This is a genomic window from Deferrivibrio essentukiensis (assembly GCF_020480685.1).
Lineage (GTDB): Bacteria > Chrysiogenota > Deferribacteres > Deferribacterales > Deferrivibrionaceae > Deferrivibrio > Deferrivibrio essentukiensis.
Genome location: NZ_JAJAFU010000006.1, coordinates 63621 through 82705 on the forward strand (window position 1 = coordinate 63621; position 19085 = coordinate 82705).

General features: G+C 33.8%; 17 protein-coding genes. 12 read left to right on the forward strand and 5 right to left on the reverse strand.

What is annotated here, in order from left to right; all coding sequences use genetic code 11:
- Window positions 1-11 precede the first annotated feature (11 nt).
- Together pyk and typA are read left to right on the forward strand one after the other, a co-directional pair.
- Window positions 12-1418: a pyruvate kinase gene (pyk, locus tag LF845_RS04865; RefSeq protein ID WP_242819879.1), complete on the forward strand. Its 1407-nt coding sequence runs from the start codon at window positions 12-14 to the stop codon at window positions 1416-1418.
- Window positions 1419-1495: 77 nt separating this feature from the next.
- Complete coding sequence (typA, locus tag LF845_RS04870; protein WP_242819880.1) at window positions 1496-3337, forward strand: translational GTPase TypA; 1842 nt, start codon at window positions 1496-1498, stop codon at window positions 3335-3337.
- Here typA and LF845_RS04875 read toward each other — a convergent pair.
- Window positions 3329-4549, reverse strand: coding sequence for a M48 family metallopeptidase (locus LF845_RS04875; protein ID WP_242819881.1), 1221 nt, complete (start codon window positions 4547-4549; stop codon window positions 3329-3331). The two genes, typA and LF845_RS04875, sit on opposite strands and share 9 nt — an antisense overlap.
- A 193-nt stretch (window positions 4550-4742) precedes the next feature.
- On the opposite strand from LF845_RS04875, the gene LF845_RS04880 reads away from it, so the two are divergent.
- The 3 genes from LF845_RS04880 (at window position 4743) to LF845_RS04890 (ending at window position 7552) form a co-directional block, all read left to right on the forward strand.
- A complete protein-coding gene (locus LF845_RS04880; protein WP_242819882.1) occupies window positions 4743-5537 on the forward strand; it encodes a cation efflux transmembrane domain-containing protein in 795 nt (264 codons plus the stop codon).
- A gap of 290 nt (window positions 5538-5827) precedes the next feature.
- Window positions 5828-6301, forward strand: a complete 474-nt coding sequence (locus LF845_RS04885; protein WP_242819883.1) for a DUF1499 domain-containing protein — start codon at window positions 5828-5830, stop codon at window positions 6299-6301.
- Between the two features lie 54 nt (window positions 6302-6355).
- Window positions 6356-7552 carry an HD-GYP domain-containing protein gene (locus tag LF845_RS04890; protein WP_242819884.1) on the forward strand — a complete coding sequence of 399 codons (1197 nt, stop codon included), beginning with the start codon at window positions 6356-6358 and terminating at the stop codon, window positions 7550-7552.
- Between the two features lie 30 nt (window positions 7553-7582).
- Here LF845_RS04890 and LF845_RS04895 read toward each other — a convergent pair whose 3' ends face one another.
- The 3 genes from LF845_RS04895 to LF845_RS04905 form a co-directional block, all read right to left on the reverse strand.
- A complete protein-coding gene (locus LF845_RS04895) occupies window positions 7583-9229 on the reverse strand; it encodes an acetate--CoA ligase (RefSeq protein ID WP_242819885.1) in 1647 nt (548 codons plus the stop codon).
- A gap of 18 nt (window positions 9230-9247) precedes the next feature.
- Window positions 9248-10894, reverse strand: a complete 1647-nt coding sequence (locus LF845_RS04900; protein ID WP_242819886.1) for an AMP-binding protein — start codon at window positions 10892-10894, stop codon at window positions 9248-9250.
- 136 nt (window positions 10895-11030) lie between these two features.
- Complete coding sequence (locus LF845_RS04905) at window positions 11031-11669, reverse strand: GntR family transcriptional regulator (RefSeq protein ID WP_242819887.1); 639 nt, start codon at window positions 11667-11669, stop codon at window positions 11031-11033.
- A 148-nt stretch (window positions 11670-11817) separates the two neighbouring features.
- Between LF845_RS04905 and corA the strand changes: the two genes are divergently transcribed.
- On the forward strand, window positions 11818-12873 hold the full coding sequence (gene corA / locus LF845_RS04910) for a magnesium/cobalt transporter CorA (protein WP_242819888.1): 1056 nt from the start codon (window positions 11818-11820) through the stop codon (window positions 12871-12873).
- Window positions 12874-12893: 20 nt separating this feature from the next.
- On the opposite strand, the gene LF845_RS04915 is transcribed toward corA, so the two are convergent.
- Window positions 12894-13646, reverse strand: a complete 753-nt coding sequence (locus LF845_RS04915) for a biotin--[acetyl-CoA-carboxylase] ligase (RefSeq protein WP_242819889.1) — start codon at window positions 13644-13646, stop codon at window positions 12894-12896.
- Window positions 13647-13746: 100 nt separating this feature from the next.
- Here LF845_RS04915 and bioA point away from each other — a divergent pair, with 100 nt between their 5' ends.
- The 6 genes from bioA to LF845_RS04945 are packed head-to-tail and all read left to right on the forward strand — an operon-like array spanning window position 13747 to window position 19064.
- The gene (bioA, locus tag LF845_RS04920) at window positions 13747-15039 is read left to right on the forward strand and encodes an adenosylmethionine--8-amino-7-oxononanoate transaminase (protein ID WP_242819890.1); all 1293 of its coding nucleotides are present in this window, start codon (window positions 13747-13749) and stop codon (window positions 15037-15039) included.
- Window positions 15015-15650, forward strand: a complete 636-nt coding sequence (bioD, locus tag LF845_RS04925) for a dethiobiotin synthase (RefSeq protein ID WP_242819891.1) — start codon at window positions 15015-15017, stop codon at window positions 15648-15650. The genes bioA and bioD overlap by 25 nt, the downstream gene beginning before the upstream one ends.
- Window positions 15637-16596: a biotin synthase BioB gene (gene bioB, locus LF845_RS04930; protein ID WP_242819892.1), complete on the forward strand. Its 960-nt coding sequence runs from the start codon at window positions 15637-15639 to the stop codon at window positions 16594-16596. The genes bioD and bioB overlap by 14 nt, the downstream gene beginning before the upstream one ends.
- Window positions 16596-17741, forward strand: coding sequence for an aminotransferase class I/II-fold pyridoxal phosphate-dependent enzyme (locus LF845_RS04935; RefSeq protein WP_242819893.1), 1146 nt, complete (start codon window positions 16596-16598; stop codon window positions 17739-17741). The genes bioB and LF845_RS04935 overlap by 1 nt, the downstream gene beginning before the upstream one ends.
- Window positions 17738-18328, forward strand: coding sequence for a hypothetical protein (locus tag LF845_RS04940; protein ID WP_242819894.1), 591 nt, complete (start codon window positions 17738-17740; stop codon window positions 18326-18328). Before LF845_RS04935 ends, LF845_RS04940 begins: the two co-directional genes overlap by 4 nt.
- Window positions 18315-19064, forward strand: coding sequence for a methyltransferase domain-containing protein (locus LF845_RS04945; RefSeq protein WP_242819895.1), 750 nt, complete (start codon window positions 18315-18317; stop codon window positions 19062-19064). The genes LF845_RS04940 and LF845_RS04945 overlap by 14 nt, the downstream gene beginning before the upstream one ends.
- Window positions 19065-19085 lie beyond the last annotated feature (21 nt).

The window sequence follows — 19085 nt, forward strand, 5'->3', positions numbered from 1 at the left end:
AGGTGAACTTTATGAAAAAAACCAAAATTGTAGCAACAATAGGCCCATCAATAGATAACGACAATGCAATAGAGCAGCTTATAAAGGAAGGGGTGAATATTTTCAGATTTAACTTTTCTCATGGGGACTACGACCAGCATAAAAAAAGCCTGAATAGAGTCAGGAGGATTTCTGAAAAACTTTCGATACCCGTTGCCACATTAATGGACCTTGCCGGCCCTAAATTAAGAATTGGGATGGTGGACAATCCTTTTAATGTTCATAAAGGTGATACTCTTGAAATAAAAGTTGGCACAGAGATAGGAAACAGAGAAAGAATCTATATTAAATATCCCGAAATATTTGACTCGTTAAAAGAGGATAGTATTATTTACCTTGCAGATGGTACAATAAAATTAAAAGTTATTGATAAAAGAAAAGATTTGCTTAGAGTTGAAGTTTTAAGTGGTGGGGTGATTTCTTCAAAAAAAGGGCTTAACTTTCCAAACTTGAAAATCAAAATTCCTGCTGTTACGGAAAAAGATATTGAAGATATTAAATTTGGTGTGGAAAACGGATTTGACTTTATTGCATTGTCTTTTGTGAAAAATCGTTTTGATGTGATAAAGGCAAAGGAATATATTAAAACTTATGGTGGAGATATACCGGTTTTTTCCAAAATAGAAAAGCATGAAGCGATAGATAATATTGATGAAATAATCGAGCATTCAGACGGAATAATGATAGCAAGAGGGGATATGGGGATTGAAATTGATATGGAGAAAGTTCCTGTCTTGCAAAAAATGCTTATAAAAAAGGCTAATAGTGCAGCCAAACCTGTCATTACCGCTACACAAATGCTTCTTACAATGGTAGAAAATATAAGACCTACCAGGGCTGAAGTATCAGATGTGGCAAATGCCGTTCTTGACGGCACGGATGCGGTAATGTTGTCTGACGAGACAACTATTGGCAAATATCCGTTTGAAGCGGTTAAGGTTATGTCAAAGATAATAAAAGAAGCAGAATCAATTTATTCCTATAATAAGGTTTTGAATAAAAATGACAGGGATATGGCAATCGCAGAGGCAAGTGCAAGGCTTGCGGGGGATATTAATGCTGATGGTATTGCTGTTTTCACAAAAAGTGGGACTACTGCAAGAAGAGTTTCCGCTGCAAGACCAAAATGCGATATACTTGCGATTATGACAGATGAAAAGCTATTAAGAAGGGTAAATGTGCTATGGGGTGTAACCCCTTTTATGAAAACAGAGGATACAAAAAATTCCGATGAGTTATTAGATAAATTTCTAAAAAAGGCTAAAGAATGCTTGGGTAATGATAAAATTTTTGTGGCCACAATAGGTTATCCGGCAGGAAAGGTTGGTTCCACAAACGCCGTCAGGATTATAAACACATCTGAAGGACTCAGCGGTTAATATGAAAAAATAAATCTGTTGCTTATTTTTACTAATTGTTATATTGACACATCTTCCAATAAAAAATCGAGGTAAGAATGAAGGAAAAATTTCGTAACAATAACATAAGAAATATTGCGATTATCGCACACGTTGACCATGGCAAGACATCTTTGGTTGATAGCATGTTTAAATTTAGCGGACTTTTTAGAGAAAATCAGGAAGTTCAGGACCGAGTGATGGACAGTATGGATTTGGAAAGGGAAAGAGGGATTACAATCGCTGCGAAAAACTGCTCTGTGTTTTGGAAAGATACAAAAATAAATATAATAGATACCCCGGGACACGCTGATTTTGGTGGAGAGGTTGAAAGGGCTTTATCCATGGCTGATGGTGCCGTTTTGTTGGTTGATGCATCGGAAGGGCCTTTGCCTCAAACGAGATTTGTATTGCAAAAAGCCTTTAAATTAGGATTAAAGATAATTGTTGTAATAAATAAAATTGACAGAAAAGACGCGAGGGCAAAGGAAGTCCTTGATGAGATTTATGAGCTGTTTTTTGACCTTGATGCAAACGATGAACAGATAGATTTCCCAATACTTTACGCTATTGGCAAGCAGGGAATTGTTAAGAGAAATCTTGAAGATGAAGACTCAGATTTAACCCTTTTGTTTGATGAGATTTTGAATGTTGTGCCGGCACCTGCATACGATAATATGGACAATTTTCAGATGCTTGTTTCGGATTTGGGGTACTCTGATTATCTTGGCAGGCTTGCAATTGGTAAAATATTTAATGGAAAGGTCAAAAATAATGATAATCTCGTTTGTATAAATGAAAAGAATCAGACTGTTCCTTTGAGAGTTAGTAAAATCCAGTCATATAACGGACTTAACCTTGAAGATATAGATGTTGCTGAGCCTGGTGATATTGTAGTTATTTCCGGAATTGAGGATGTTAAAATTGGCGATACAATCTGCGCGGCTGCAAACCCGGTGCCTCTAAAGAGAATATCGGTAGACGAGCCTACAGTTGCTATGAAATTTACAATAAATACTTCCCCTTTATCAGGCAGAGAAGGGAAGCTTGTGCAATCAAGCAAGATAAAAGAGAGGCTTATAAAAGAATCCCTTAGAAATGTTGCAATAAAAATTGAAGAAGCTGATGATAAGGATTCTTTTATTGTAAAGGGTAGGGGTGAATTTCAGCTTGCTATTTTGATAGAATCAATGAGAAGGGAAGGGTTTGAGCTTTGTGTTGGCCGTCCTGAAGTTATTTTAAAGAATGAAAATGGAAAAGTTTTGGAGCCAATTGAGCATGTCTATGTGGATTGTGAAGATACATTTTCAGGGATAGTTACTGAGAAGCTTCTCATTAGAAAAGGTCAGCTTGTAAATATGATTAATAAAGGCACAGGCAGAGTTAGGATGGAGTATTATGTCCCGTCAAGAGGGCTTATAGGTTATCGTGATGAGTTTTTATCCGATACAAAAGGTACAGGGATAATTAATTCATATTTAAAAGGTTATGATGAGTTTAAGGGGGATATTCCTTCAAGATTTACTGGCTCACTTGTTTCTGATAGAGCGGGGAAGGCTGTTGCGTATGCACTTTTTCATCTTGAAGCAAGAGGAAGACTTTTTATTGTGCCAGGAGTTGATGTTTACGAAGGTATGATTATCGGGGAATACAATAAAATGGGTGATTTAGACGTTAACCCTTGCAAGGAGAAAAAACTTACTAACTTAAGGGCAAGTGGTAAAGACGAGAATATTATTTTAAAGCCTGTAACCCCTTTGACACTGGAGCAGGCTCTACACTTTATTGCTGAAGATGAGATGGTTGAGGTGACACCAAAATCAATTAGACTTAGAAAAGTTGAATTGTCTGCATCTAAAAGACAGGTATTGTATGCTAAAAAGAAGGCCTCATCAAAGTAGGTTTTTTATCCTTTCGGTTAGTGGCGGGTGTGAATAGTTGAATACTACATATAGCTTGTGTGGATAAGGGAATGATAAATTGTCTTTATGGAGCTTTATAAGGGCTTCTTTTAGAGACAATTTGTCTTCTGTTAATTTGTAAGAGAAGCTATCAGCCTCAAACTCATGTTTTCTGGACGTCTTCATCAAAAAGGGGCTGAGTAGAAAGCTGATTGGTGAAAATAATATTGATATTACGAAAATTCCTGAAGGGATACTTTTTGCAAATCCTAATGATTCATAGATAAAAGAGTTGTCAATTAATAGTTTTATCCCGGTGAATCCCAAAACAATAAAAATGCAACTTAAAAAAAGCATCTTCTTGATATGCCCCAGTTTGTAATGCCCTATTTCATGTCCTAAGATTGCAAGCAGCTCACTTTCACTGTGTTTTTCCAAAAGGGTATCAAAAAGTACTATTCTTTTATTTTTCCCGAGTCCGGTGAAGTAAGCATTTGAGTGTGTAGAGCGTTTTGAAGCATCCATTTGAAGAATATTTTTAAGAGGGAAGTTTGCTTTTTTTGCCAAATTGAAAATTTTATCTGCTAATTCTTTATTTTCAAGAGGGGTAAATTTATTGAAAAGAGGAGCAATTAAGGTGGGGTAGATATATGTTGTAAAAAGCATGAAGCCTACCATAAATATTGAAGCTACAAAAACCCATGTATTAGTGAATGACTTGATAAAAAATATTATTGCTGACAAGACAATGCTTGAGAAAATAAACCCTATTAATGAAGATAAAATAGTATCTCTTATGAATATTAATGGTGTCATTTTATTAAAACCAAACCTTTTTTCGATGAAAAAAGTATCGTAAATTACAAATGGCAATCCCACAATGTAGTTAAATATACTAAACCCTGTAAATAGAAAGATTGCATGAAGATAATCGTTAAAGTGATTGTAAAGAAAGTAATCAAATCTTTGAATTATGCCACTATAAAACAATAATGCCAGCATTCCAATGTCAACAATTGAGTGTAGAGTAGACGGGAAAAATTTAGCATTATGATATTCAAGAGATTTTTTTAGCTCTTCTATTGAATAAATATCTTCCAATTCATCGAGGTTTAATCTGTTAATATGAGTATGATTTTGAAAATCTATGCTTAAGTGAAAAAGCTCTATAAAAATAAGTATTAAAATAAATGTGATACCGTATATGCTCATCCGTTGGGTGATAAGATAAATTTCGTTATTTGTCAAATATTTTTTGCGATGATTTATTGGCAAATTAAATATATGCACAATTTAAGTTGACAATAAAAACTATGGAAGTAACTTTATGAGTGAAAAATATGCTAAAGTTTCAATAAAAATATGAATTTTTAAAAAGCTTATATTAAGTAAGGGTTGGGGTAAAATGCTAAAAACAATTTTTGAGATTTCTAAGATGGACTGCCCTTCCGAAGAAAATTTAATACGTATGAAGTTGGATGGGGTTGCAAGCATTGCAAAATTAGATTTTGACATACCAAACAGAATGCTTTCTGTTTACCATAATGGTGAAGTAGAAGTTATAGAAAAATTAATACTTGAGCTTAATCTCGGCGGAAAAATAATTTTATCTGAAGATGTTGAGCAAATAGAATCGGATGAAAATTCGCAGCAGAGAAAAGTACTTATGTCTGTACTTTTTATTAACTTTGCATTTTTTATAATAGAGATGACAACCGGGTTTATCTCAAATTCAATGGGACTTGTTGCTGACAGTTTGGATATGTTGGCCGATAGTTTTGTTTACGGAATAAGTTTGTTTGCGGTAGGTGGCTCAATTTTAACTAAGAAAAAGATTGCAAGGCTTGCTGGTTATTTTCAAATAATCTTGGCTGCTATTGGCTTTGTAGAGGTTTTGAGAAGATTTTTAGGGCTTGAAAAATTGCCTGATTTCTCAACAATGATAATTGTTTCCATTTTAGCCCTTATTGCAAATGCGGCTTGTTTATATATTTTGCAAAAGGCAAAGGGGAAGGATGAAGCACATATGAAGGCAAGTATGATTTTTACTTCAAATGATGTAGTTATAAATTTAGGCGTAATTGTAGCAGGACTAATGGTGAATCTGCTAAATTCCAATAAACCTGACTTGATTGTTGGAGCAATCGTTTTTGTTATAGTAATAAGGGGAGCTTTAAGGATACTAAATTTAAGCAAATAAAATTTTAGGAAATATTTTTGTTTTTATGTTAAAATTATCTTATTAAAGCTTAAAGAGGTAATAAATTATTCTAACCAAACTTTTACTTATTATCATAGGTTTAATAACTGCTGTTGTAGCAATTGTCGGACTCATTACAGGCAAAGTTTATTGCAAAGGTGGGCCATATTTTAGGAAATCTCAGCCGATTGGGTTTTGGGTTTCTATTATTGTATATTTTTTTTGGTCAATATTAATGGTATATTTTGCTTTTACAAGATAAAATCATTGATTTGACAATGGAGTAAACAGTGAAGATATTTTTTATTGTTTTGTTTTTTGCTGCAATTGTGATGATTGCAATATTGATTTCAATGAGTGTAATGTCAAAAAACTGGAATGCACCTGGGCTAATTGATAAAAAATTGACAAGGTGCCCTGATAAACCTAACTGCGTGTGCAGTGAGTATAAAGATGATATTAAACATTATATTGAGCCTATATATATTTCTGAAAATATAGACTCATTAGCCCTCTTAAATAAAATATTAGCTGATATGGGTGGGAATATTAAATCTGAGCAGGATAATTATATTGCTGTAACATTTACTTCATCCGTTTTCAATTTTATTGATGATTTGGAAATCAGAATTGATAAGGAAAATAAAATGATTCATATTCGCTCAGCAGCAAGGGTAGGCTACAGCGATTTTGGAGTCAATAGAAAAAGGGTTGAGCAATTAAGACATGTATTTGATAAAAATGCAGATTCTCTTAAAAATTAGCACAGATATTTTTAAATATGTTGAAAATTTAACATTAGTTGTGTAAATAAAATTATGGAAAAGATTTTAGTAAAAGAGCTTAAAATAGGGGACAGAGTAGTAAAGCTTGATGCAAGCTGGCTTGATACTCCATTCTTAAAACATAACTTTGTTGTAAAAGATCAAAAGACTATCGATAAGCTTATTAAGAGCGGCATTGACTATGTTTATATAGAAAAAAGGAAAGTTGACGCACAAAAGTCCGAAGAAAAAACATTTGCTGAAGAGATACTTGAACATAAAAAAGAGAATATTTCAAAAGAATATCTTGAAATAAAAGATTTAAAGCCTTCCTTTGAGCTTTATGAGAAATCAGTTTCTATTGTAAAAAATGTGATGGAAGATGTAAGATCAGGCAAGATGTTTGACAGCTCTTCAGTAAAAATTTTGGCAGATAAGATTGCTGATATTACGGTAAAAAATAAATCACTGTTGGTAAATATTGCAAAGCTTAAAACATACGATGATTATACATTTCAACATTCACTTAATGTGGCAATTTTTGCTTCCTCTTTGGGCAAGCTCCTAAATCTTTCTGTTTCTGAAATAAAAGTATTGGTAAATAGCGGGATTTTACATGATATCGGCAAGATGCTTGTGCCAAAAGATATTTTGAATAAGCCTGCAAAATTGACGGATGAAGAGTTTGCGATAATGAAAAATCATGTGCTAGCCGGCTATGATTTCCTTAAGAAAAATGGTTTTAGTGAAGAAGAGCTGAAAATTGTGTTAGAGCATCATGAAAGAGCTGATGGTAGCGGTTATCCATACGGTCTTAAGGATGAGCAGATATCTATTGCCGGTAAGATAGGGGCGGTGGTAGATATTTACGATGCTATTACCAGCGACAGGGTTTATCATAAAGGGATGTATCCTCCAAAGGCAATCAAGTTAATGTTTTCCTGGACGGATAAACATATAAATAGGAAAATTTTTGAGTTTTTTGTTAGTAATGTAGGCATTTATCCTGTTGGTACTATTGTGCTTTTATCTACAAATGAATTGGCTGTAGTAGGTGATGTTTCCAAAAAACCTACCGAGCCTGTTGTGGTAATCTTTAAATCTCATACCGGACATAATATTGCGCCAATTACTTATGATTTAAGTAAACCTACTGTTTTAAAGAAAAAAATAGTTGGGCCTGTCAATCCTGAAAACATAAGTGTTCCTGATGAAGTATATACCGTTATTGAAGGTTTGAACGAAGAGTAAAATAAAAAGCCGGATTACCCGGCTTTTTTGTTAAGGTGTAAAAATTTCTCCGTTAGTTTTTTTTGCTTTTTGCTCTTCCATCTCTCTTAATTCAGTTCGCCTAATCTTGCCGCTAACGGTTTTTGGAAGACTTTTCACAAATTCTATTTTTCTTGGGTATTTGTAAGGTGCTGTTTCCTTTTTTACGTGCTCCTGAAGCTCTACGACCAAATCATCGGACGGCTCAAATCCGGGAGCAAGTACTACAAAGGCTTTTACAATTGTTCCACGTAATTCGTCAGGTACACCTATTACGGCATTTTCAGCAACAGCAGGATGACTTTGTAATGCACTTTCCACTTCAAATGGTCCTACCCGATAACCGCTTGTCTTAATTACATCATCAGCGCGGCCTACAAACCAAAAGTAGCCATCTTTATCTTTATGAGCCTTGTCCCCTGTAAAATACCAATCACCATGAATTGAGCTTTTAGTAGCTTCTTCATCTTTATAATAACCTTTAAAAAATCCGATAGGTGTTTTAGGCTTTACTTTTAAGGCGATATGCCCGATTTCACCGTTTTCTACCGGATTTCCGTCATCGTCAAGTATATCCACTTCAAATCCAAATGCAGGCTTACCCATTGAGCCGGGCTTAACTTCCATATCTGTAGTTGTAGCTATAATATTTACTGTTTCTGTTTGACCATATCCATCATAAATTTTATTGCCCGTATATTCGAGCCACTTCTCAAATACGGCCGGGTTAAGCGGTTCACCGGCGCTGACAGAATGTCTTAAAGCGCTAAAATCGTATTTGCCTAAATCTTGCAATATTAACATTCTGTATGCAGTAGGTGGAGCGCAAAATGTAGTTACTTTGAAGTTTTGAATAATCTCAAGGTGCATTTTCGGGTCAAATGCATCTGCTGCATTATACATTATGACAGTTGTCCCTATAAACCATTGACCGAAAAGTTTTCCCCATACTGCTTTCCCCCAGCCTGTATCACTTAATGTCCAATGAATATCGTCCTTTTTTAAATTTTGCCAAAACCTTGCGGTTATTTGATGACCAATGGCGTAGCTGCCGGTATGAAGTACCATTTTTGGAAAATCCGTAGTGCCGCTGGTAAAATAAATTATTAGCGGGTCATCAGTTTTGGTTTTTTCAATTTTGTCCATCATAATTTTGTCAGGGGCTTCTTCCATTGCTTTTTCATAACTATCCCACCCTTGAGCTTCAGCCCCGATTACCATTTTGTGGGAAAGCTCAGAAGTGTCTGATTCGAGCATTTTATCAAGGACATTGTGATATACCACTGCACCTTTTGCTTCAGATTTTTTAAGTCTATAGTTTATATCTTTTGGTCTTAAAATTTTTGGCGCGGGCATAGGCACTACCCCTACCTTAAAGCAACCGAGCATTACCGCATACCATTCAGGCACTCTCGGCACCATTACGTAGAGCATATCCCCTTTTTTATACCCTCTGTCGATTAGAATATTAGCAAACTTGTCCGACATTTTTTTCAAATCAGAAAATCTGTACTCTTTATAATTTTTACCGTCAGTATCAATCCATATTAGAGCAACTTTGTCATCGATTTCGGCCCACTTGTCTACAACGTCAAAGCCAAAATTAAAATACTCAGGCACTTCAATTTTAAAATCTTCTTTTCTAATATCTCCTAACATAAAACCCCCAAAATAATATTAATTTGCTACTGCTTCTTGTAGTAGTTTGTTTCCTAATTCGGTTAGCTTATATTTTTGTATCTTTCCACTTGCTGTCATAGGATATTCTGTTACAAACGCAAAATATCTTGGAATTTTAAAGTCAGCAATTTTACCTTTAGCATAACTTCTCAATTCATCCTCAGTAAGTGTTTCCCCTTCCTTAACAATAACAAATGCCATTACTTCTTCACCGTATTTTTTATCTGCGACACCTGCTACCTGAATGTCTTGAATTTTCGGATGCGTATAATAAAATTCTTCAATCTCTTTTGGGTAAATATTTTCTCCGCCTCGGATAATCATATCTTTTATCCTGCCGGTAATTTTATAATAACCATCTTCAGTCTTTACCGCCAAATCACCTGTCCTAAGCCATCCGTCATTGCTAAAGGCATGTTTTGTGGCTTCTTCCATTTTATAGTAGCCTCTCATAATGTTATATCCTCTTGCCCATAGCTCTCCTTGTACATTTGCAGGGCATTCTTTTTCAGTTTCAGGGTTAACAATTTTTATTTCGGCTCCAGGCATTTCCTTACCTACTGTTTCAACCCTTTTTTCAACAGGGTCATCAATTTTTGTCATTGTAAGTCCAGGTGAGGCTTCTGTAAGACCATATACGATAGTAATTTCACCCATATTCATCTTAGTCATAACTGCCTTCATTACTTCAACAGGGCAGAGTGAACCTGCCATAATACCTGTTCTCAAAGATGAAGTATCGTATTTTTCTTTATCAAGTAAATTTAATTCGGAAATAAACATAGTGGGTACCCCGTGCAGAGCCGTACACTTTTCAGCTTCTACAGTTTTCAGCACATCTACCGGATTAAAACTTTCTACAGGCACCATTGTAGCACCTGTGCTTAAGCAAACCAATATACTAAGCACTAACCCAAAACAGTGGAAGAAAGGCACCGGTATGCAAAGTCTGTCTTTATCAGTAAAATTCATTCCTAAAGCGATAGCATAAGCATTATTTAATACATTAAAATGTGACAGCATTACCCCTTTAGGAAATCCTGTTGTGCCAGAAGTGTATTGCATATTTATTACATCATGCCTATCAAGAGATTTTTTTACCTGTTCAAGCTCTGCATCTGAAATTTTTTCAGCCATATCGTATAAAGTGTTAAAATCAATCATGCCGTTTGGGGTATTTTCACCTATAAAGTATATCTTTTCAAGGAGCGGAAGTGATTCATTATTAATTTTAGTATCATTAGCATTTTTAAGCTCAGGTAATATTTCATAAATAGTTTCCACATAATCTGATTTTAGCCCTTTAACCATAAATAATGCCTTGCTGTCTGATTGATTAAGGAGATATTTTAACTCGTGGGCTTTATAAAGGGTATTGACTGTAACAGTCACAACGCCGATTTTTGCCGTTGCAAATAAAAGGTAAATCCATTCTGGAATATTGTGTGCCCATATTGCGACATGGTCCCCTTTTTTTAGACCGCTCGCCAGAAGTCCTTTTGCAAGTTTATCAGTTAATGCATCAAATTCTTTATAATTGAGCCTTATGTTTCTAAAAGGGTATACAACGGCATCATTTTTTGGGAATTTTTCCACTATCTCTTTTAAGTAGTCGCCGATTGTTTTTTCTATAATTGTAAACATTTTTTAAGCCTCCTTAAAACTTTTTAAAGTTTTGCTTTACAAGTTGGTTTCACTATCACAAAGTGTTTAAAATTACAATACAAAGTTTATTGATAATAGATTTTTTGATTGATGGGGTATTTAAAATATCTGAAATTTATAATAAATTTATAATTTTTCTGGCTGTTGAGCTGTAGTGCTCTCTAATGGTTTCTTCCAATTTTCTTCCATCTTTATTTTTTATGGAAAGAATTATAGATTCATGCCTTTTTCTTATATTTTCGGGGCTGTAAATTTTCATCCAATATCTATTAAAAAATATATGAGATTTTAGTGAAAGTTTTTTTGTAAATTCAACTGCCTCATTATTGGGCGATTTGGTAAATATAAACTCATGAAATTGGTGTCCGGTATTTATAAATTCGATGTGTTTATTTCCAAAGGCGAGTTTTTCCATATTATCTAAAATTTCATACAAAGTATCAATGTCTTCTTCAGTAAATTGATTTATCGCTGTTCTTGCGGCAAATCCTTCGAGTACTCCTCTTGTTTCATAAGTATTTAAAACCTGCTGTTTTGTTATTTCAATTACAAAGTATCCTACTTGAGGTTTGTAAATTAATATACCTTCGGCCACAAGCTCTCTTAATGCTTCTCTTACAGGAGCCCTGCTTATACCAAGCTCTTTTGAAACAAGACTTTCTACAATCCTATCTCCGTGATTAATATTGCCACTTAGAATAGAGTTGTATAAATAGTCTATGACGTGATTTCTATAAGTACTTTTTTCCAGCATAGTTTATATTCTTCTGTATAATGTCGACATTTTATATGAAATTAATTTTTAGTCAACATATCTTCTTTTTAAAGTTACCTCACATTTGCAAAATAAATATTTGACTTGCTATTTAAGCAAATATAGAATTTGCATGGCGAGGATGATTATGAAAAATAAAAAAAGCTATTCTAAAAAGGCTGGGTTACCACCAGGTAAACCTATTTTTGTGGGTGAGCAGAAGGTTGAAAAGCCTAATATAAATGTAATCAAATATAATGATACAATTGTTAAAGAATTTAATGTTAAGAATACTGAAGAAATAGTTGGGCTGGTGAGTGATGATACTGTTACTTGGATTGATGTGCATGGGCTTCACAATGTTGAGCTCATTCAGGATGTATGTTCAATTTTCTCAATACATCCTTTAGTTCAGGAAGATATTGTGCATTTAGACCAAAGACCAAAGGTTGAAGATTTAAATGATTATATTTTTATTATCTTAAGAATGTTTTATTTCGAAAATAATAACCTCGCTGATGAACAGGTAAGTATAATCTTAGGTAAAAACTATGTAATTACTTTTCAGGAAAAACCTACTGATATTTTTGAACCGCTAAAGGAAAGAATTAGAAGTAAAAAATTTAGGGTTAATAAACAGGGCGCTGATTATCTTGCATACAGTCTTATTGACGCTATAGTTGACAACTATTTTGTGATTATTGAAACTTTGGGAGATGACGTAGAGGCGGTTGAAGACATGCTTTTAGATAATCCTACCAATAATTTGTTAGAACAGATACATGTATTGAAAAGGCATATGATTTCCATAAGAAGGTCTGTTTGGCCATTGAGGGAGTTGGTAAGTAAATTTGAGAGGATGGAGTCTCAGTTAATTCAGGAATCTACCATAATATACATTAGAGATGTTTACGACCATACAATTCAGATAATAGATTCCATAGAGAATTATCGGGATATCTTATCTGGAATGCTTGATACTTATCTATCAAGTATCAGTTACAAAATGAATGACATAATGAAGACTTTAACTATTATGTCCACTATTTTTATCCCTCTAACTTTTATAGTTGGAGTTTATGGAATGAATTTTGAATATATGCCTGAATTGAAATGGAAATTAGGATATTTAGGTGTATGGATTGTAATGATTTCCATATCATTTGGACTGTTTTTTTTCTTCAGAAAGAAAAAGTGGCTGTGAAATTAGAAGCAATATTAAGGCTAGAGCAACCCTTTTGAATGCTTGACTTTTTTACAAAATAGCTCGAGAAAATTTGCTAAGAGCTCCCATCTGTCGATTGTTTTACCTGTAACTTCAGAAATGGTAGTAACGTTGCCGGCTTCGGCTGAAATGTATAAGCCTATTCCGATAACTATAAATATTAGCTTCTCCCCTTCACAAAAATGCTCTTCAAGCAAGCCCCCGATTTTTTTTCCATTAACGAGAAAACTATTGTCCAAAATTTCTGTTTCTATGCCATACTTTGCTAAACTACTTTTGATACCTTGCTTTGCAATATCTATAATTGTATTTAAATCTTTTTGTTTCATATATTGCGGCAATAACCCAATAGAAAAATAGAGTCCACCTTCAGGTGAAGGCCATTTTGAATTTTCCTTTCCTCTGCCCTCTGTTTGTTTGTCTGTTAAAATCAAAATATTATGTTTAGATTCATATATTTTTCGAAGAGTTTCTTTTTGTGTAGAGTCTATTTCTTTGAAGTATTGTATCTTGCCAAAACATGTCGAAATATTTTCCAACATGCATACTACAGGGTGCAGCTTACTTTGAGTTAATAGTTGATACCCCTTTTTTCGAACAGAGATTATTTCATATCCAAAGTTAGATAATTTTTTTATACACTTCCATACTGCAGTACGGCTAATATTTAATTCTTCAGCAATTTTTTCACCTGAAACCCAATCATTTAAGGATAACAGTTTTATTACTTCTAACTCATTTTTGTTAAACATAACTAATTATACAAATAAAATATTATTTTTCAAAACAATATTTGTTAACCATTTTTTATATCAGGTTGACAAATGTGGTAGTTTATAATATTTAATCTCCATGAATTTTAGTGAGATTATAGAAAAAGACAGGAGATTTTTACTTCATCCTTATGATTCTTCGGTAAATCCCATTGACGTGCTGCCTGTAAAAGGTGGAGGTAAAGAGTTTTTATACCTTACTGATGGGACAATACTTATAGACGGAATGTCATCATGGTGGAGTGTTATTCATGGCTACAATAATAAGTATATTAATGACGCTTTGAAAAGTCAGATAGATAAGATTTCTCATGTTATGTTTGGTGGTCTAACACATGAGCCTGCCGTAAAACTGGCAGAAAATCTTTATAAAATATCAAGTTGTCATTTTGATAAGTTTTTCTTTTGTGATTCAGGCTCTGTTTCTGTGGAAGTAGCTGTTAAAATGGCTTTTCAGTATCATATGGCTCAAGGAAATAAATATAAAAGTAAGATTTTATCATTTTGCGGTGCATATCATGGGGATACTTTTATGGCAATGTCTTTGTGCGACCCGATAAATAGTATGCACAAAGAGTTTGCTAATGTATTGCATAAGAACATTTTTGCTCCAAGGCCTAAGTCAAAATTTGATGATATTTATGAAAATGATCACTTGCAAGTAGAAGAAATTTTGGAGAAGCACAGTGATGAGATTGCTGCTGTAATAATTGAGCCTATTGTTCAGGGTGCAGGTGGCATGTGGTTATACCATCCAGAATTTCTTAATAAACTTAGAGAGTTATGTGATAGATATTCTATTTTGCTGATATTTGATGAGGTAGCAACCGGTTTTGGTAGGACAGGGAAAATGTTTGCATTCGAACATTCTAACATTATTCCGGATATTATCTGTCTTGGCAAGGCAATTACAGGCGGGTATATGAGCTTTGCAGCTGTCGGCACTACTCAAAAAGTTATTGATGTTGTTTGCTCAGAAAGTGGCCCCGGAGCCTTTATGCATGGTCCCACATTTATGGCTAATCCACTTGCATGTGAATGTGCCAATGCAAGCATTACTTTGCTTAAAAGCTATGATACTCAAAAAGTAATGTCATTTTTGCAGAATACGATGAAAAAATATTTCTTTGAAGCTAAAGAATTTGATTTTGTTAAAGATGTAAGGGTGTTAGGTAGTATAGGGGTTATTGAATTAAAAGAGTACATTAATTTAAGGACAATTACCCCCAAATTTGTGCAACGAGGAGTATGGGTTAGGCCATTTAAAAATCTTGTGTATATTATGCCACCATACATTATTTGTGAGGATTCTCTTAAAAAATTGTGCAAGGCGGTATTAGAGTCGATATGGGAAGAATTTTCAAAGAAATAATCGAGCAGTCAAAAGGATTTTTTGTCACCGCAACAAGTACGGATATAGGTAAAACATTTTTTTCCTCTATTTTATTGAAATATACAAAGGGTGTATATTTCAAGCCTATTCAAACCGGTGAAAAGGATAGGGACATTGTGAAGGAGAATACATGTTTAGATGAAAGCCATTTTATTGAAGAGAAATATCATTTTAAAGAGCCGGTATCACCTCACTATGCAGCTGAGAAAGCAAATGTTAATATTGACCTAAACAGGATTACTCTTCCCGATTCTTTGGATAAAAAAATAGTAGTAGAAGGAGCAGGTGGTGTATTTGTTCCAATTGGAAAAAAACTTTACATGATAGATATTATAAAAAGAATTTCATTACCGACAATAGTTGTGGCAGAGGATACTTTAGGTACGATAAATCATACTTTACTTACTTTAAATTCACTTGTTGCATACAACTGTAAGGTATCTTTTATTGTTCTAAATAGATATAACCCTGAAAGCTATAACTATACTGCTATTTGCGAAATAACACAGTTACCTGTTTTGCGTATTCCGGTAATGCAAAAGTTTCCAAGTGATGAGGAAATAAGGAGAGTATTTGATGAACAGATTTGAAAAATTGTCAGAAAAAGTTTTAAACGGAGAAAAGCTTGCAGATAGTGAGCTTTTGTCAATTCTGAATGCGGAAGATTATGAAGCTGTTATAAAAGGAGCATCAAAAATAAGGAAACAGTTTTTTAAAGATACCGTTCATTTGTGCAGTATATTAAATACAAAATCGGGTGCGTGCTCGGAAGACTGTAAATTTTGTGCTCAATCGATACATTACAATTCGGATATAGTTAAGTATCCATTTGTTGAGGATGAAATAATATATAAGTTTATTTACAATAACAGAGATAATGAAATTCACCGATTATCTTTCGTATCTTCAGGGAAAAAATTGCTCAAACAGGAGGTCAAAAAGTTGACTAAAACTATTGAAGATACAGATACAAATAAAAATTTTTGTGCATCTCTTGGAATATTGAGTGAAGATGAACTTAAAATGTTGAAAGAGTCTGGTATTTTCCGTTATCATCATAACCTTGAGACTTCGAGAAGTTTTTATAACAATATATGCACGACCCACACTTATGAAGAAAGGATAAATACAGTTAAAAAGGCTAAAGAGATGGGCTTTAGTGTCTGTTGCGGTGGCATTTTTGGTATGGGGGAGTCTGATAATGATATTTTAGAGTTAGCAGAAGTTTTAAAAGAGCTTGATGTAGATGCTATCCCTATTAACTTTTTAAATCCAATAAAAGGTACGCCGATGCAGGACTACAAACTGCTTACTCCTGAAAAATGTTTAAAAATAATAGCTTTTTTCAGGTTTTATTTTCCGGATAAAGAGGTGATTATCTGTGGTGGCAGGGTTGAAAATTTGTCTTACCATCATGAAAAAGTATTTGACGCCGGTGCAAGTGGAATCATGACGGGTGATTACCTTACTATGAAGGGGAGGCGGTATGATGAAGATTTGGAGATGATAAAAAAGAATGGTTACAAGGTATTTTAATGAAATACTTTGATATAGCAAAAGAGCTTGAAACTATTAAAAGTGAAGGTCTTTATAGAAAAATACCTGAAATTCAAAGACAGTGTGGCAAAAATATAATTGTAAATAATATTTGTGCTCTTAACTGTGCCAGTAACGATTATCTAGGATTTTCTCAAAACGAAGAGATAAAGTTAGCAGCATTAGATGCCATAAAAGATTATGGAAATTCTTCCGGCGGCTCAAGAGTAGTGTCAGGAAACTATAATATTTATAATAGACTTGAAAAAGAGTTAGCTGATTTTAAAGGTTATGAATCGTGTCTTATTGTTAATAGCGGTTATATTGCAAATTTATTGATTGTAAGCACATTAGCAACTCCCGATACGATTATTTTTACGGATAAACTAAACCACGCAAGCATTTATGACGGGATACGTTTAAGTGGGGCAAAAATGGTGCGTTATCGCCATAACGATGTATCTCATCTCGAAGAATTGTTAAAAAAATACTCAGCATTTCCAGAAAAAATTGTGATTACTGATACAATTTTTAGTATGGATGGTGATAGAGCAAGGTTAAGAGAAATTGTAAACCTAAAGGAAAGTTATAGATTTTTATTAGTAATTGATGAAGCTCACGGAACTGGTGTGTTTGGCAAAGGTAGGGGATTAGCGCACGAATATGAGGTTGAAAAAGATATAGATATCAATATGGGAACATTCAGCAAGGCTTTAGGTGGATTTGGTGCATATATTTGTGCAAAGTGTGAGCTGGTTGAATATCTGATAAATAAGGGACGGGGGTTTATTTATACTACTTCACTCCCTCCGGCAATAGTTGGAGGCAATTTAAAAGCTATAGAGTTGCTAAAAGAAAATTACGAACAATATGGCGGTAAACTTATAACATATTGTGAAATATTCAGAAAATTACTTCAAGAAAGAAAGATAGATTTTTTAAACTCTACAAGTCAGATTTTTCCGATAGTTGTAAGTAATAATAAGGCATTACAGGCTCAGAATAAACTCCTTAAGTTAGGTATCTGTGTGGCTGTTGCCAGAAGGCCGACTGTTACAACTCCAAGGCTTAGGGTGAGCTTAAGAGCTGACTTTGATTTATCTGATATTTATAAAATCGCGGACTCTTTGGTGAATACTTTATGAAGAATGTCTTTATTTCAGGGTGGGGAGGTTACCCGGCGATGTTTGAGTATATTCCTAAAGTGACAAATTTCTGTATCCCATTTATACACAGTGATAAATATATCGAGGACACAATTTCTGCAGGCGGAGATATTATTGTCGGATGGTCAACAGGAGCACATATTTTATCTAAGGCAGTTTGGAGATATGTTGATAGGTGGAAAAAAGTAATTTTAGTTGCACCCTTTGGTGATTTTACCAATTCTTTTAGTAAAAAGGCATTAGATTTAATGATTAAAAGCTTAAAATCTGATTTTTTGGGCACAATGGAAAGTTTTTACTTAAAATGCGGATTTATGGGTAAAATAAAATTAAACCTTGAAGATATTTTTAAATTAGAAGCAGGGCTTGAGTTTTTGAAACACTCAAGAGTTGATAAAGGGTGTAGTTCAGTTAAAATAAGTATTTTGTATGGTACAAAGGATAAAATAGTCAAAAGAAAAGAGATAGATGCTGTCTTAAATTTGTTTGAAAATGCAAGATTTATAGAGCTTTGCCAGCCTCATTTTATCGAAGAAAAGGTTATTGTTAAGTATGCAGGCTTGTAGTTTTGACAAAAGGGCTTTGGATTACGAAAAATATGCTAAAATACAACATATGGTTGCTAAAGAGCTTTTGAATATTTTAGATGTTAGTTTCAAAAATAATTGTGTAAATATATTGGAGCTTGGGGCGGGCAGCGGTATTTTCACAACTCTTTTAAAGCAGAACTTTAATTGTAATATTTTAACCTGTGTTGACTTGGCTTATAATTTTATAAAGCTAAATCAAGAAGTTAATAAGGTGCAAGGGGACATATTACACCTGCCTTTTAAAAATAATATTTTTGATACGGTAGTTTCTTCATCAACTTTTCAGTGGATTGAAGATATAAAAAGACTTTTAGAGGAAGTGGATAGAGTAGGGACAACACGTTGTCAATTAGGTTTTAATGTGTTTTTGAAGGGCACTTTCAGTGAAATGGGTGAAGTTAATAAACTTACCGGCTTTGGAAAAGTTTTGGATATGAAAACGATAGATTATTACTTAACAAATTGTTATGAATGTAATTTTGACGTAACTTATTATTATGAAAGAGAATATATATTGTGGTATGATAATGTTTTGGAGTTTTTAAAGCAGCATAAATCAACAGGTGCAACGGTCAGAGCGGATAAAAATATAGGGAAAAAAAGGCTTTTTTCTTTTATTGATTACTATACAAAGATGTTTTCTATGGATAACAAAATTCCTGTTACATATAAGATAGGGTATTTTATAGGTAATAAAAGAAGGGGAGCATAAGCCCCCCGTAAAACGTCTTAT